The sequence below is a fragment of the Pseudomonas xanthosomatis genome (genome assembly GCF_019139835.1).
In the GTDB taxonomy this organism is placed as follows: domain Bacteria; phylum Pseudomonadota; class Gammaproteobacteria; order Pseudomonadales; family Pseudomonadaceae; genus Aquipseudomonas; species Aquipseudomonas fakonensis.
Map to the genome: position 1 here is coordinate 5,341,732 of NZ_CP077075.1, position 15,446 is coordinate 5,357,177.

Annotated in this window: 13 protein-coding genes; 9 read left to right on the forward strand and 4 right to left on the reverse strand. The window is 58.5% G+C overall.

Features of this window, described 5'->3' with window-relative positions; genetic code table 11:
* Positions 1-243 precede the first annotated feature (243 nt).
* Both KSS93_RS23610 and KSS93_RS23615 read right to left on the reverse strand, forming a co-directional pair.
* Positions 244-3,309, reverse strand: coding sequence for an efflux RND transporter permease subunit (locus KSS93_RS23610; protein ID WP_217886210.1), 3,066 nt, complete (start codon positions 3,307-3,309; stop codon positions 244-246).
* A 6-nt stretch (positions 3,310-3,315) separates the two neighbouring features.
* On the reverse strand, positions 3,316-4,410 hold the full coding sequence (locus KSS93_RS23615) for an efflux RND transporter periplasmic adaptor subunit (RefSeq protein WP_217886211.1): 1,095 nt from the start codon (positions 4,408-4,410) through the stop codon (positions 3,316-3,318).
* A 354-nt stretch (positions 4,411-4,764) separates the two neighbouring features.
* Here KSS93_RS23615 and KSS93_RS23620 point away from each other — a divergent pair, with 354 nt between their 5' ends.
* The 3 genes from KSS93_RS23620 to KSS93_RS23630 all read left to right on the forward strand — a co-directional run bounded on the left by KSS93_RS23620 (position 4,765) and on the right by KSS93_RS23630 (position 6,705).
* The gene (locus KSS93_RS23620) at positions 4,765-5,334 is read left to right on the forward strand and encodes a TetR/AcrR family transcriptional regulator (protein WP_217888793.1); all 570 of its coding nucleotides are present in this window, start codon (positions 4,765-4,767) and stop codon (positions 5,332-5,334) included.
* A gap of 60 nt (positions 5,335-5,394) precedes the next feature.
* Positions 5,395-5,871 carry a nuclear transport factor 2 family protein gene (locus tag KSS93_RS23625; protein WP_217886212.1) on the forward strand — a complete coding sequence of 159 codons (477 nt, stop codon included), beginning with the start codon at positions 5,395-5,397 and terminating at the stop codon, positions 5,869-5,871.
* 357 nt (positions 5,872-6,228) lie between these two features.
* Complete coding sequence (locus tag KSS93_RS23630) at positions 6,229-6,705, forward strand: nuclear transport factor 2 family protein (RefSeq protein WP_217886213.1); 477 nt, start codon at positions 6,229-6,231, stop codon at positions 6,703-6,705.
* Between the two features lie 238 nt (positions 6,706-6,943).
* Here KSS93_RS23630 and cynR read toward each other — a convergent pair whose 3' ends face one another.
* Positions 6,944-7,831, reverse strand: coding sequence for a transcriptional regulator CynR (cynR, locus tag KSS93_RS23635; protein WP_217888794.1), 888 nt, complete (start codon positions 7,829-7,831; stop codon positions 6,944-6,946).
* Positions 7,832-7,941: 110 nt separating this feature from the next.
* On the opposite strand from cynR, the gene KSS93_RS23640 reads away from it, so the two are divergent.
* The 4 genes from KSS93_RS23640 to KSS93_RS23655 all read left to right on the forward strand — a co-directional run bounded on the left by KSS93_RS23640 (position 7,942) and on the right by KSS93_RS23655 (position 11,310).
* Positions 7,942-8,601 carry a carbonic anhydrase gene (locus tag KSS93_RS23640; protein ID WP_090313438.1) on the forward strand — a complete coding sequence of 220 codons (660 nt, stop codon included), beginning with the start codon at positions 7,942-7,944 and terminating at the stop codon, positions 8,599-8,601.
* A 39-nt stretch (positions 8,602-8,640) separates the two neighbouring features.
* Entirely contained in the window at positions 8,641-9,111 is a 471-nt protein-coding gene (gene cynS / locus KSS93_RS23645; protein ID WP_085622528.1) for a cyanase, read from the forward strand.
* 109 nt (positions 9,112-9,220) lie between these two features.
* The gene (locus KSS93_RS23650; protein ID WP_217886214.1) at positions 9,221-9,478 is read left to right on the forward strand and encodes a DUF2790 domain-containing protein; all 258 of its coding nucleotides are present in this window, start codon (positions 9,221-9,223) and stop codon (positions 9,476-9,478) included.
* 1,547 nt (positions 9,479-11,025) lie between these two features.
* Entirely contained in the window at positions 11,026-11,310 is a 285-nt protein-coding gene (locus KSS93_RS23655) for a DUF6555 family protein (protein ID WP_217886215.1), read from the forward strand.
* Between the two features lie 163 nt (positions 11,311-11,473).
* Here the strand turns inward: KSS93_RS23655 and KSS93_RS23660 are convergent, their stop codons facing one another.
* Positions 11,474-13,072 (reverse strand): histidine kinase famiy protein, encoded by a 1,599-nt coding sequence (locus KSS93_RS23660; protein ID WP_217886216.1) that lies wholly within the window; start codon positions 13,070-13,072, stop codon positions 11,474-11,476.
* A gap of 192 nt (positions 13,073-13,264) precedes the next feature.
* Between KSS93_RS23660 and KSS93_RS23665 the strand changes: the two genes are divergently transcribed.
* Positions 13,265-14,077 carry an alpha/beta fold hydrolase gene (locus KSS93_RS23665; protein WP_217886217.1) on the forward strand — a complete coding sequence of 271 codons (813 nt, stop codon included), beginning with the start codon at positions 13,265-13,267 and terminating at the stop codon, positions 14,075-14,077.
* Positions 14,070-15,242 (forward strand): PAS domain-containing sensor histidine kinase, encoded by a 1,173-nt coding sequence (locus KSS93_RS23670; RefSeq protein WP_217886218.1) that lies wholly within the window; start codon positions 14,070-14,072, stop codon positions 15,240-15,242. Before KSS93_RS23665 ends, KSS93_RS23670 begins: the two co-directional genes overlap by 8 nt.
* Positions 15,243-15,446: the final 204 nt, after the last annotated feature.

Here is a 15,446-nt window from a genome sequence, read left to right on the forward strand (position 1 = left end):
CGACAGGGCCGCAAGCCCTGCCCCCAGGCCCGGCCTCATCGCCGGCAAGCCGGCTCCTGCTGGTACGGCACCAGCCTTAAGCTTATGCAACCTCTGTGGGAAGCGGCCTTGTGTCGCGATGGGCTGCGCAGCAGCCCCGACGATTATGCATGGTGCCGAGATCCTGGGGCCGCTGCGCGCCCCATCTCGACCGGACGGCGCCCCGGCAAGGCCGCTCCTACAGAGATTGCGTAGGCCGATGCTTCAGTCCTTCTTCACCCTGAACCACGCCGCATACAGCGCCGGCAGGAACAGCAGGGTCAGCACCGTGGCCACGATCAGCCCACCCATGATCGCCACCGCCATCGGCCCGTAGAACACGCTGCGTGACAGCGGGATCATCGCCAGCACCGCCGCCAGGGCGGTCAGCACGATCGGCCGGAAACGCCGTACCGTGGCCTCGATGATCGCCTCCCAACGGCCGAGCCCCGCCGCGATGTCCTGCTCGATCTGGTCCACCAGAATCACCGAGTTGCGCATGATCATGCCCGCCAGGGCAATGGTGCCGAGCATCGCCACGAACCCGAACGGCTGGCGGAACACCAGCAGGAACAGGGTCACGCCGATCAAGCCCAGCGGCGCGGTGAGAAACACCATGAACATCCGCGAAAAACTGCGCAGCTGGATCATCAACAAGCTCAGCACCACCACGATGAACAGCGGCATGCCGGCGTTCACCGAACGCTGGCCGCGCTCGGAGTCCTCTACCGTACCGCCCACCTCCAGCAAATAGCCATCGGGCAGCTCGGCCTTGATCTGCTGCAGGGTCGGGAGAATCTGCTGGGTCAAGCTGGCCGGTTGCTCCTTGCCGTAGATATCGGCGCGCACGGTCACTGTCGGCAGGCGGTTGCGGTGCCAGATCACGCCCTCTTCAAAGCCGTATTCCAGGGTCGCCACCTGGCTCAGGGCCACGCTCTGGCCGTTGTCGGTAGGGATCGCCAGGCTGCCCAGGTTACCCAGCTCGCGGCGCTCCTCGGCGGTGCCGCGCTGCAGTATCTCGATCAGCTCGTTGTCCTCGCGGTACTGGCTGACGTTGCTGCCGGTCAGCGAGCTTTGCAGGAAGCTCGACAGGTGCGCAGTGCTCACCCCAAGCGCCCGGGCGCGGTCCTGGTCGATGTTCAGGTACACCGCCTTGCTGGGTTCTTCCCAATCCAGGTGCACGTTGACCACATGGGGGTTCTCGCGCACCTTGGCCGCCACCTCGCGGGCCAGGGCGCGGACCTTCTCGATGTGCTCGCCGGTCACCCGGAACTGCACCGGGTAACCCACCGGCGGGCCGTTTTCAAGGCGCGTGACCCGCGCCCGCAGGTCGGGGAACTGCTCGTCCAGGGTTGCGATCAGCCAACTGCGCAGGCGCTCGCGCTCCTCCAGCGACTTGGCCAGCACCACGAACTGGGCGAAGCTCGCCGCCGGCAGTTGCTGGTCCAGCGGCAGGTAGAAGCGCGGCGAGCCGGTCCCCACATAGGCCACGTAGTTGTCGATGCCGTCCTGCTGCTTGAGCAGCGCTTCGAGCTGGCGCACGCGCTCGGCGGTGTTGTTCAGCGAGGCACCTTCGGCGAGCTTGAGGTCGACCATCAGCTCCGGGCGCCCGGAAGCCGGGAAGAACTGCTGCGGCACGAAGCGGAACAGCAGGATGCTGCCGACGAACGCTGCGATGGTCAGCAGAATGACCGTTTTACGCCGCCGCACGCACCAGGCCACCACCCGCCGCACGCGCTGGTAGAACGGTGTGGCATAGGGGTCGGGCGCATGCCCGTCGCTGCCGTGGCGGGCCGCGTGCAGCTTGGCCAGGTCCGGCAGCAGGCGCTCACCCAGGTACGGCACAAACACCACCGCTGCCACCCACGAGGTCAACAGGGCGATGGTCACCACCTGGAAGATCGAGCGGGTGTACTCACCGGTGCTCGACGCCGCCGTGGCGATGGGCAAAAAGCCCGCTGCAGTGATCAAGGTGCCGGTGAGCATCGGGAACGCCGTGCTCGACCAGGCGTAGCTGGCCGCCTTGAGCCGGTCGTAGCCCTGCTCCATCTTGATCGCCATCATCTCCACTGCAATGATCGCGTCATCCACCAACAGCCCCAGCGCCAGCACCAGGGCGCCGAGAGAGATCTTGTGCAGGCCGATGCCGAAGTAGTGCATCAGGGCAAAGGTCATGGCCAGCACCAGCGGGATCGCCAGGGCCACCACCAGGCCGGTGCGCACGCCCAGCGAGAAGAAACTCACCAGCAGCACGATGGCCAGGGCCTCCACCAGCACCTGGACGAACTCGCCAACCCCGGCCTTCACCGCCGCCGGCTGGTCGGACACCTTGCGCAGCTCCATGCCTGCCGGCAGCCCTTGGGCCAGGCGGGCGAACTCGCCTTCCAGAGCCTTGCCCAGCACCAGGATGTCGCCGCCGTCCTTCATCGACACCGCAAGGCCAATGGCGTCCTCGCCCATGAAGCGCATGCGCGGTGCGGGCGGGTCGTTGAAACCGCGCTGCACCTCGGCCACATCGCCGATGCGGAAGGTGCGATCACCCACGCGAATGGGGAACTGGCGAATCTGCTCGACCGTGTCGAAACGCCCGCTCACCCGCACCTGCAAGCGCTCGCTGGGGGTTTCGAAAAAGCCTGCGGTGCTCACCGCGTTCTGCTCGCGCAGGGCCTGCTGTACAGCGGCCATGGGCACGCCGAGGGTGGCCAGCTTGGTGTTGGAAAGCTCGATCCAGATTTTTTCGTCTTGCAAACCGACAAGCTCGACCTTGCCCACATCCTTGACCCGCTGCAGCTGGATCTGGATACGGTCGGCGTAGTCCTTGAGCAGCGCGTAGTCAAAGCCAGGGCCGGTCAGCGCGTAGATGTTGCCGAAGGTGGTGCCGAACTCGTCGTTGAAGAACGGCCCCTGCACCTCCGGCGGCAGAGTGTGCTGGATGTCCGCGACCTTCTTGCGGATCTGGTACCACAGCTCGGGGATATCCTTGGAATGCAGCGAATCGCGGGCCATGAAGGTGACCTGAGACTCGCCGGGCCGGGAGAACGAGACGATCTTCTCGTACTCGCCGGTCTCCATCAGTTTCTTCTCGATGCGCTCGGTAACCTGGCGCGATACCTCCTCGGCGCTCGCCCCCGGCCACAGGGTACGGATGACCATGGCCTTGAAGGTGAACGGCGGGTCTTCGCTCTGGCCCAGCTTGGTGTAGGACATGGCGCCGATGGCGGCCAGCAGGATCATCAGGAACAGCACGATCTGGCGGTTGCGCAGCGCCCAGGCGGAAAGGTTGAAACCCATGCTGACTTACTCCTTGGCCGCCAGGTCTACGTCACGGTTGCTGCGGTCCACCGGGCGTACCTGCTGGCCTTCGCGCAGCACATGGCCCCCGGCGGCCACCACCCAGTCGCTTGCGTTCAGGCCCTCAAGTACCGGCACGCTGTCGGCGCCATAAGGGCCCAGGCGTACGGCAGCGCGCTCCAGGCGGTTGTCCTTGCCCACCCGCCAAACATAGGTTTGCCCGCCCTCGGCGCTGACCGCCGACAGCGGCACCGCCAGCGGCGCATGCTCGGCATGGGCGATGAATACCCGGGCGCTCTGGCCCAGCTCGGCCGGCGCCTTGCCGGTGAAGGCAATACGCGCGGCGAAAGTGCGCGAACGTGGGTCCGCGGCTGGCGACAGCTCGCGGATACGTGCCTCGAAGCGTTGGTTGGGGTGCGACCACAACTCCACGCTGACTGGCTGGCCCACGGCAAAGCGGGCGAATTGCTGCTCTGGCAGGCCGATGGCCACCTCGCGCTCACCGTCGGCGGCCAGGGTGAATACGGTCTGCCCGGCCGCCACCACTTGGCCGGTTTCCACCTGGCGCTTGGCGATCACCCCGGCCTGGGGTGCGCGCAGCACGGCGTAATCGGCCTGGTTGCCGGCCACCTCGAACTCGGCCTTGGCCTGCTTGAGGCGGGCCTGGCCTGCGCGGAACAGGTTTTCGGCGTTGTCGAACTGCGAGTGGCTGACCATCTGCCGGTCGAGCAGCTTCTGGTAGCGGTCGCGCTCAGCGCGCACCAGCGCAAGATTCGCCTCGGCGGCGGCCAACTGGGCGCGGTTGGCCTCAAGCTGCAGGCGTACGTCCTGCGGGTCGAGCTCGGCCAGCGGCTGCTCGGCCTTGACCCGCTGGCCCTCCTCCACCAGGCGCTTGCTCACCTTGCCGTTGATGCGAAACGCAAGTTCAGGCTCGAAACGCGCACGCACTTCGCCGGGGTAGCTGTCGGCCGAAGCCCCCGCCGGCTGGGGCTGGACCACCAGCGCCGGGCGCAGTGCAGCAGGTGGCGCGGCCTCCTGGCCGCAGGCGGTAAGCAGCACGAGGGCAGCGGGCAAGGTGAACGACAGCGCACGACGCAACATGATGGAAGACCTTCGGCAGAGGACGCGGCGAATATTTATACTGGCGAGTATACTAAGTCAGCCGAACGACGCCGGGAAGCGCTTCGCTGGAGAAAATTCCGTGGGTTTTCACTTGGTTTGAGAATCGGTTCATTGAAAAACAGAATTTTCGCACCGCAATGGTGCATCGCACGATCTGAGAGACCGAACCCTCGTCACCACCGCGCAGATTGCTCGCCTTGGAGCTGCCCTACCCATCTAAGTGCGGTCGTGGCTGACGACCCGAAGCTGTCTATCACTGGGGTTCGTTTTTTTGATCGAAAAAATAATTTGATGGTGCTTGACCAGGGAGAACGATCGTTCTACATTGAACCCATGAGCAGACCAACGATAGATCACAGAGCCCAGATCCTGGCCACCGCCGAGAAACTCATCTACGAAAACGGGATTCATGCCACGGGCATGGATCTACTGGTGAAGACCTCCGGCGTTTCAAGGAAGGGTATCTACAACCACTTCGCCACCAAAGATGATGTCGCGGCTGCGGCCTTGAGCGCCCGCGACGTACGCTGGATGCAATGGTTCAGAACTGAATGCGACAAAGCAGCTACGCCGTATGATCGCGTACTGGGTATGTTTACTGTTTTGAAAAGCTGGTTTGAGGCGGATGGTTTCCGCGGCTGTGCGTTCATTAACACGGCAGGTGAGGTAGGGGACCCCGATGACCCTATCCGCCAGATCGCCAAGTTGCACAAGCAAAAGCTCTTAGACTATACGCTTGAACTGACTGAGCAATTGAACACCGAGCAACCGTTGGTCTTAGCCAGGCAGTTATTTATTTTGATGGAAGGCGCAATCACCACGGCGCGTGTCATGGGTGATTATCACGCTGCTGATAACGCAAAGGAAGTTGCGCGGATGTTGCTGAAAGAGCTCACGCCTTAAAGCTTGAGCTTCAGAGATACGACTCATACTTATCTATCCAACTAGACTGGAGTCACTACCATGTCCAATGCCCAAACTCGCCCGCCACTTCCTCCTTTTACTCGCGAAACGGCGATTGAAAAGGTCCGACTGGCTGAAGATGGCTGGAACAGCCGCGACGCGGAGAAAGTCTCGCTCGCCTACACGGTGGATACCAAATGGCGTAACCGCGCCGAGTTTGCTACCAACCGTGAAGAGGCCAAAGGCTTCCTCACCCGTAAGTGGAAAAAAGAGCTGAATTACCGTCTGGTCAAAGAGCTTTGGGCGTTTACCGATAACCGGATCGCCGTCCGTTACGCGTACGAGTGGCATGATGATTCCGGTAACTGGTTCCGCTCCTATGGCAACGAGAACTGGGAATTTGAAGCTGATGGTCTCATGCACCGCCGCTTCGCCTGCGTAAACGACATGCCTATCAAGGAAAGCGAGCGCAAATTCCACTGGCCGCTGGGCCGCCGCCCAGATGATCATCCGGGCCTGACTGAGTTGGGGCTGTAACTCCGGCAACCCTGTAAATTCTTTCGAACTCCGAGTGCTCGGCTAGGCAGAATGAAATTTAAATTCGATTGCCGCCACTGCAGGTAGAGTACGAACGCTTCCAGCATAAGCATGGCTCCACTAAGAGTTATGATACTCCACGGAAACAAAATTCCGAGGATACGTACGCCTGTACCTGTAGCCTCTCTATTAATTGCGAGCGCTTCAATCAAGGTGTGGCAATAGAATTTAATTTTAATGCTGTCACGGGCAGCGCGATTCAACTTTCACACATTGATATTCAAGCGGCCTTGCTATAGGCCTGAGATTTAATGGCGCTGTTTTACTCAATTATCCAACTCACCTGGAGGCACCACCATGTCCGATACCCAAACTCGCCCACCACTTCCTCCTTTCACTCGCGAAACGGCGATTGAAAAAGTCCGACTGGCAGAAGATGGTTGGAACACCCGTGACGCGGAGAAAGTTTCGCTCGCCTACACGCTGGATACCAAATGGCGTAACCGCGCTGAGTTTGCTACCCACCGCGAAGAAGCTAAAGGGTTCCTTACCCGCAAGTGGAAAAAAGAGCTGGATTATCGCCTGATCAAAGAGCTCTGGGCCTTTACCGATAACCGTATCGCCGTCCGTTACGCATACGAGTGGCATGATGATTCCGGTAACTGGTTCCGCTCCTACGGCAACGAGAACTGGGAATTTGAAGCTGATGGTCTCATGCACCGCCGCTTCGCCTGCGTAAACGACATGCCTATCAAGGAAAGCGAGCGTAAGTTCCACTGGCCACTGGGTCGCCGTCCGGATGACCACCCAGGTTTGACCGAGCTCGGCCTGTAAGTCACCGCCAACCTGATCCTTTTGACTTAAAGGATCAGGTTTTTTCGTTCAGAAGCGATTCGTCATCCCTGTTGCGGTTTGTGATACACACCAGTGCGCCGTCTGCAGCCAGAAAGCCAATAGGGGGCTTTCCTCTCCTTCCAATCTGCGCTTCGTCGGCCGAGTAGGCCATCGTCGTTGCACTTTCCCTCTCCCTGAGGCCCTGTTGCACACACTCATCCTGCGGTCGCGCAAACCCTCACTGATCAAGATCGCTGGATACTTCTTTAGCCAGCTCGATGAAGACGCGCACCGCCGCGCTCAGAAAGGCGTCTTTGCGCCGCATTAGAACGGCCCGTCGCTCCAAGCGCTCCGGCTCCAACGTGATGGCCACCAGGTCGTCATGGGCCAATGCAATTCTGGCAGGCAATAAGGTGGAGAGATTCGTCCGGCGAACGATCTCGATCACTGCGCCTAGGGCATTGGCCTCCATCTGCACCTTAGGGCGAATCTCATATTTGCGGCAGTAACGGTCGATTTGCTCGCGAGTGGCAAACTCAGTGCTGAGCAAGACTAAAGACTCAGCGCTCAGGCCGTGCGAGGTAATGGAGTGTTCCTCGGCCAGGCGGTGTCTGCGGTTCATAACCAGAGCGAGTGTTTCGTTCAGCAAGGGGATGGCTTCGATGTCAGGTGCATGTATTTCATCGAATGCGATCCCTACGTCCAACTCTCCCGCCAACAGCAGCTCCTCAATACGCTCCTGGGAGATCTCTTTCAGGTTGACGGTGATCTTGGGGTACCTGAAGTGAAATGCCTCGATCAGCGGCCCCACTAGATAGGTCGTGAACGTCGGCGTTACGGCAACACGCAATGAGCCACGGCTGAGGTCGCTGACATCATGTATAGCCCTTCTGGCTTCCTGCAATTCCTGATACGCACGGCGCGCATAGAGAAGATAGACATCCCCCGCGTCAGTCAAACGCGTCGTGCGGCCTGATCGATCAAACAACTGGGCTCCTAGGCTCTCTTCCAACTGCCTTACTTGCTGAGAAAGGGCCGGCTGAGAGACATGCAGCGCCGCTGCAGCCTTCGTGAAACTGAGATGTTCCGCAACGGCTAGGAAGTACTGGATGTGTCGAGCGAGCATGTCGAAACCCATAAGATAATCTGATCCAGATCATAATAAATGAGACTTTTACCTTATGCCATGCACTGCTTAATCTTTGTCTCACACCCAGCGACATTGAGACAGCAACCATGAAAGCGATCATCGACGGATTTCTGAAGTTTCAAAAAAACGCCTTTCCTGAGCGGGTCAAACTGTTCAAGGACCTTGCTAACCAGCAGGCGCCAAAGGCTCTCTTCATCTCCTGCTCTGATAGCCGACTGGTGCCTGAGCTGGTCACCCAACGGGAGCCAGGCGATCTGTTTGTAATCCGCAACGCCGGCAATATCGTGCCGTCGTACGGGCCAGAGCCGGGTGGTGTTTCGGCTTCGGTCGAATACGCGGTCGCCGGACTTAACGTTGCGGACATCGTGATCTGCGGCCACTCCGACTGCGGCGCGATGACTGCCATCGCCACCTGCAAATGCCTGGACCACATGCCCGCCGTGGCCGGCTGGTTGCGGTACGCCGACTCGGCCAAGGTCGTTAATGAGGCCCGTCATCACGTGGATAAGCCCAGCAAAGTCGCCTCCATGGTGCGCGAGAACGTGATTGCGCAACTGGCCAACATCCAGACCCACCCGTCCGTTCGCCTGGCTCTCGAAGAAGGCCGTGTGACTCTGCATGGCTGGATCTATGACATCGAGACCGGACGTATCGACGCGTTTGATGGCAGTACCGGCACCTTCGTATCTCTCGCGGAAAACCCAGAAGTCCACGCCGTTTCCCAGCAAGCCAGGCACGTCGCCTGAAACCTGTACCTGTACCTTTACTTACCCAGGAGATTCACCATGATCCAGACTCAAGCCACCCGCACCGCTCGCCAAGAACTGACTGAAGTGATCATTCTGGCCAAGGCTCGCAAGGACCTGTCCTTTGCGCAAATCGTTGACGGTACCGGCCTGTCCGAGGCCTTTGTCACCGCTGCCTTGCTTGGCCAACATCCGCTGCCTGAAAGCGCCGCGAAGGTCGTCGGCGAGAAGCTCGACCTCGATGCTGATCAAGTCGCGCTGCTGCAATCGATGCCGATCCGCGGCAGCTTCTTCGACGGCGTGCCGAGCGACCCCACCATCTACCGCTTCTACGAAATGATGTCGGTGTATGGAACCACCCTCAAAGCGCTGGTCCACGAGAAGTTCGGCGACGGCATCATCAGTGCCATCAACTTCAAGCTGGACATCAAGAAGGTAGAAGATCCGGACGGTGGCCACCGTGCTGTGATCACCCTGGACGGCAAGTACCTGCCTACCAAACCCTTCTGATGTAGCTCAGCCCGGCGCCCTGCTGCGCCGGGCCATCCCCAACATTTATGACGACTGAGCGCCGATTGGGTGCTCAGGCCTTCTTACGCCCTCACTACAGGTGATTACCATGAAACTGTTACTCGTTTTGTTCCTAGGCTGCCTTGGTTCTGTTGCTCTGGCCGATGACCAAGGTACTCAAACTGCACAAATTACGATTGAGCCCTACCGCTACTCTCAGAACCTGGATATCGCGCACGTTGTGGCTGTGACGCCGGTGCCCAATGTCTGCGAAGTTGTGCCGATGCAGCTGACTTACGACGACTCCAAAGGCAAGCGGCATATCATGGAGTACCGCATTGTGGGGAATGGCTGTTCTGACAACTGATGCGCCGTCCATACTCCAGCCTGACGGGCAGCTCCTGGACATCAGGGGCGATACGATTGAGGCTTAACATCCTGTATAGAATTAAGCCCACTTCGAAAATCGCTGTGGGCTCTCTTGCTTCCGACAGAGGGTGATCCGCCCAAGCAAGACCAATCAATTGCCGACTCGTAGCTCAATTGGGCCTGCCTCGTCACTGCTTCACCTAAGACTGCGATCGTCGAAAGTAAGCGAGCATGGATGTGGGGTTAAACTCGAACCATCCGGCGCTACGATGGGAGAAGGATGAGAATGCAATACCGGCGCGCTCAAGAATTGGAACGAGAATTTGATGCGCTGATTGCGTTGATCGCTGACATGATCACTACCCAAGCAAAACAGCACGTTCCCACTGCCCATACGCCAGCTTGGATGTTCAGCCAGCATGACCTGGCGAAGAAGCTGTTTCGGCATATGTGCTCTGTACGTTCCTTGCTGGAGCCTTCGCCCTTCCGGAACCAAGTCATTCCCTCGCACAGCTTTATCGATCACTCCTCGGGGCGGTCCTGACTCGATCTGCGATCGAGAACTATCTGCTCATGACATGGCTACACAGCAAAGGTGATGAATCGTTGCGGGATTTCCGGCATAACGTCTGGGAATATTGCGGTTGGAAGAAGCGAAGCAAGATGGCTGCAACCACGGATGACGCTCGCCTCGCTAGACAAAAAGCTGAGGCAGACGCTGCTCTGTTGTGGCCTTCCATACAAAGCTCCTTTCACTTCCAGAGCTACGCTGAGCCTCACCAAGAACGCCTTCGCAAAGGTAGCTGGGATGCAGGGTGGCGGCGGCGGCTCTAGTAGAGCTTTTGAGAGAAAACGGGTACAGATTCTTTCGAGAGGATTAGGTGGGGCTCCATCTAGGTGTTGCCCCCTACGCTTAGGAAGTCAAAACTTTGAACAAGTTTTGAATGGCAGCCTGGGTCGATTGCTGCCACTCGGTGGAGGTGGAAAAGCCTTGAAATCAAGCCTGAAGCGCTCTCCCCGTCGGCCTCATAGAGGCCGTGCAATCGGGCCTGACCGGCGAGCTTTTGGAGGTTGAAGTGGTTGTAGAACGCTTGGCCCAGTCGCTGACTTGCGCAACTTCCTTGGCGCCATAGCCGGAAGAAGTCCTCGTGAGCAGCGCGTTGACATCGCACAGCCAGTCGAGCAAGTTCTCCTTGAGTGTGACTACGAACAGTACCCATCTTCCAGTGATGGGGATCCCCTCTGGAAGTCTCGCACCTGGTAAGGCCGATAGCTTGGACGAGTGGGTAGTTACCGCCGCACACCTAAAAAAAGCCCGCACTGGGCGGGCCTGAAATGCGCATGCTGTCGAGGATGGATAACCATCGTTCGATAGATCCATGCTAGTAGCCCATAGCTCACCGCTACTGACCAACGGCGCTTCCGGGGTAATCTGTAAAGTTCGTAAAGACCGGTCAAAACGGGTTTGTCACCAAGCCATTTGGATTGAATTTTTTTGCGGCGCAGCGCCTCCATGTTTGGGTAACCAACTGGGAGGGCAAGCTGATGAATGGACCGCAACTGTACGTCATTGAATACGAGCTTCATGGGGATTTCCGGACATTCATCATTCGTCTGGAGCGAATGGATAATGCAGAGGCTTGGCACTGGGCAAGTTGTGACGCAGGAATCGGCATCATTCCGCGGTTTGGCCAACACAAGATCAAGAAGGTCAGCAAACCCCAGGCGGAGCGCTACGGCCTTGGCAACGTCAAATGGCGAATTGCCGGTCACGGGCCAGAATTTCAAGCCATGCCGATCGATCCCACGAAGTTTGGCAAAGTTGAGTAGATTCTGTAGTAGCGAACACACGCTGCGAACAGGTTGCTCAATCCCTAAAGGGTATAGCTTGAAGCGTGACACCCATGTCAGCGGACTCACCCAACACCTTCACTCGGGTTGAGACTAAGCCAATCCTGAAAGCCCAACACGGCGCTTACGACCCAATGCTCTGTCACACCACCCCGGTCGGGCCATCCAGCACCTGCCTCACCCGGCGAGCCAGGTCATGCGGCTGGCAAGGTTTGGAAATGACCTCAAATTCGGAGCCGCCAATGTCAGTCCGTTCGATCGCACTCTCTGCGTACCCTGTCGTCAACAACACTTTGATCCTGGGCTGTAGCCGCCGCACTTCCCGGGCAAGCATCACACCATTCATGCCACCCGGCATGATCAAGTCGGTGAACAGCAAGTCATAGCGCTCCCCAGCCTGAATTAGCTTCAAGGCTTCCCTGGCATTGAGCACCATATCAGCCGCATAGCCGTAGTCTTCCAGCACCATCTTAGCGAGCTCGGCCACATCCGGCCTATCTTCAACGATCAGGATGCGCTCACTGCCGGCGCTGCGCTCAGGTACTTTCAGATGTAGCTGCTGCGCCACTTTGGCTTCATCTACCGGGAAGTAAAGACGCAACGTGGTACCTTCTCCCTCTTCAGTGTAAATCCGCGCCGCGCCTCCAGACTGGCGGGCAAATCCGTACACCATGGACAGCCCCAGCCCCGAGCCTTTTCCTTCTTCCTTTGTGGTGAAAAAGGGATCCATCACCCGATCACGAATACCCGCTGGCATTCCGACACCGTTGTCAGTGATGGAAATACTCACGTAATTGCCCGGCAGTAACCCATCGAACGAGAGACTCAAATCCGTGATCTGGACATTGCGTGTTTCAATGAAAACGTGCGGGCGTTTGCGACCTATAAGGGCATCTCTAGCGTTGATGAATATATTCAGCAATGCCACTTCTGCCTGTGTCGCGTCGATACGGCAGTTACGAAGCTGGGAATCGAAGTCGAACTCTACCGTCACATCTGCGCCAAACGTGCGCTCAATGATCGGCCTTACGTCGTCGATCAGGTTGTTCAAATTGAGCACACGTCCATGTAGCTTCTGCTTACGGGCGAATGCCAGCAGCTGCTTGGTCAGGGTACTGGCACGCTCCACCGCTGATTGCGCGTGCCCGACACTGCGGCGAACACGATTCAAGTCCGCTTCAGCCTTATCGGCCTCACGGGCGATCAAGCCCAAGTATCCGCCCATGACTTGGAGCAGGTTGTTGAAGTCGTGGGCGATTCCGCCGGTTAGCTGCCCCAGTGCCTCCATTTTCTGGGCTTGGCGCAGGGCGTCCTCAGCATCCCGGCGTCGGCTGACATCAAGCTGGGAGGCAAAGTAATAGATCAACTCACCTCGTTCGTTGAAGATCGGCGACATGAAGAGCGCGTTCCAGAAGCTGGAGCCGTCCTTACGATAATTAAGAATCTCCGTGGCGATATCGACACGCTGCTCGATGGCCTCACGTAGACTGTCCACCACTGACCGCTCGGTTTCGGGTCCCTGCAGGAATCGACAGTTTCGACCCAAGATCTCGTCAATTGCATAACCGGTCATTTCCAGAAATGCCTTGTTGGCAAAAATGATCGGGTTGTCGTCACGTTTGGGGTCGGTGACGATCATCGGCATCCGAGTGGTTTGCACGGCAGCGAAGAACATGTCATGAGGCAAGCCGGATATATCGCCTGAGGCCTGGTTGCTGACGCGCGCCTTCTGGTCGGTCACGGTAATCTCCTCGAATATTGCGTCTGGCTCTTCAAATCTGGACAACATTCAAGGGCAGGTTGCTCCCGGCTGAGCCCCATCTTTGAAACTTTGCCCTCAACAGTGAGTCGATTCGTACTCGCTTCGCCTATGCTTGTCGCTTGAAAATCATCCTGAACATCGCCTCAAGTCGCTGCTGAACATGGAACCGGTATGAGCCTCCAACAGCGTAACAACGTTCACCTTTCGGGCAGCGGCAATGCCACTCTGGTCTTCTCCCACGGCTTTGGTTGCGACCAGTCGATGTGGAAGTTCTTGCTTCCGCATTTTCAGGAGCGATTTCGTCTGATCACCTACGACCTGGTCGGTGCAGGTCAGTCTGATCTCAACGCTTATGATCGGGAAAAGTATGACTCGCTCTGGGGTTACGCACAGGACCTCAATGACATCGTTAGCGAGTTCGCAGCCGGACCAGTCATTCTTGTTGGCCACTCTGTCAGCGCCATGATCGGCGTCCTCGCAGATCGCCAACTACCTGGTCGCATCGCCGCCCATGTGATGGTTGGCCCCTCGCCTTGCTACATTGACTCAGACAACTACATCGGCGGCTTCAAAGAGCAGGACATTCACTCGCTGCTGGACACCCTGGATAGCAACTACCTCGGCTGGTCGAGCACTATGGCACCCGTGATAATGGGCGCCCCCGGGCAGCCGGCACTCGCTGAGGAATTGACCAACAGCTTCTGCCGTACAGACCCTCAAATTGCCCAGCATTTTGCCCGGGTCACCTTCCTCTCAGACAACCGCCAGGACATAAAGGGCCTGCATACCCCGACGCTGATCCTACAATCGAGCGACGATCTGATTGCGCCAGTTGCGGTCGGGGAGTACTTGCACAGCATGCTGCCCAATAGCCGACTATGGCTGATCGACAATTTTGGCCACTGTCCACACATGAGTGCTCCTAGCGCCTGCTCGACGGCCATGGACGAGTTCCTGGTTCCGTGGAGTTGCGCGCATGGATAGGGTGCCGCCCGATGCCGATATGCTGTTCGAGCACGCCCCTTGCGGGTTGGTGGTCACCACTGAAGATGGCTCCATCCTGCGCAGTAATCAAACCTTCTGTGATTGGCTGGGCCAAGACCAGGCCGCGCTTTTGGAGCGGCGCTTCCAGGATCTGCTGACTATCGGCGGGAGGATCTTCCACCAGACCCACTGGGCGCCGCTAATGCGAATGCAGGGCTCGGTCGCGGAGGTGAAGCTCGACCTGCTGCATCGCGACGGCAACGTCATCACCATGTTGCTCAATGGCGTGCGACGTGAATATGCCAGCGGTCACTGCTACGAATTGGCATTGTTCGGCACTGTTGAACGCGATCGTTATGAACGCGAAATTCTAGCCGCGCGGCGGCGTGCCGAAGAAGTGCTTACACAGAAAACTCACGCCGAGACGGAATTGCAGCAGGCCAAGGCCGAGTTGGCAGCCGCTTATAAAAACGCCGAGCGCCGCGCGGCATTCGCCGAACAGATGGTAGCCATCGCTAGCCACGACCTTAAAAACCCGCTGACGGCGATTCGCATGGCAACCCAGTTGCTCGAGCGAAGCGAGCGTAGGGACAAGGAACGGCGGCTTTTAAGCAGTATCAGCAACTCCTCCGAGCGCGCACAGCGCATGATCGCGGACCTGCTCGACTTCGCCTCGGTGCGGATTGGCCAAGGTATCGGCATCAACCGCCGCCCAGTCGAACTGCAGATGGTCATTGAGCAAAGTGTCAGCGAATTGCGGGTCGCCTTTGGCCATGCCCGCATTCGCCATCTGGCTAGGAGTACAGCGCAGGCGGATGTGGACCCCGACCGGCTACAGCAAATGATTGGCAACTTGGTGGCCAATAGCGTGGCCTATGGCGATCTGGCACACCCCATCACCGTGACCTGCGACGTGGCTGACGGCATTGCGATCATTTCGGTACACAACCATGGCCCATGCATACCGGAATCATTGATTCCGGACCTTTTTGAACCAATGACTCGTGCCAGCGACCGCAGTGACGCGGTGCGCTCAGTAGGATTAGGATTGTTCATCGTCCGGGAGATCACAGAGGCCCATGGCGGCGATATCACCGTCACCTCCAATCTTGAATCCGGCACCACCTTTACCCTTCGCCTGCCAGTGGCCACTGTTTCAGAGTGAGGGGAAGTCGAAGCCGCCTCCGACCATCTAGCGTTGAAGAGGATTGTCGATTCCTTGAGGAATAAGCGCCATGCAATCAATTCAGGCAAGGCGCTTAACCAGAAATGGGGACTAGCAGGAAATTGGCGCAAATAACTAAATGCCGGTTCTCATCACGTCGACTTACGCGCTCGCCCTCACGTTTGAACGCTTCTGTTGGAAAGC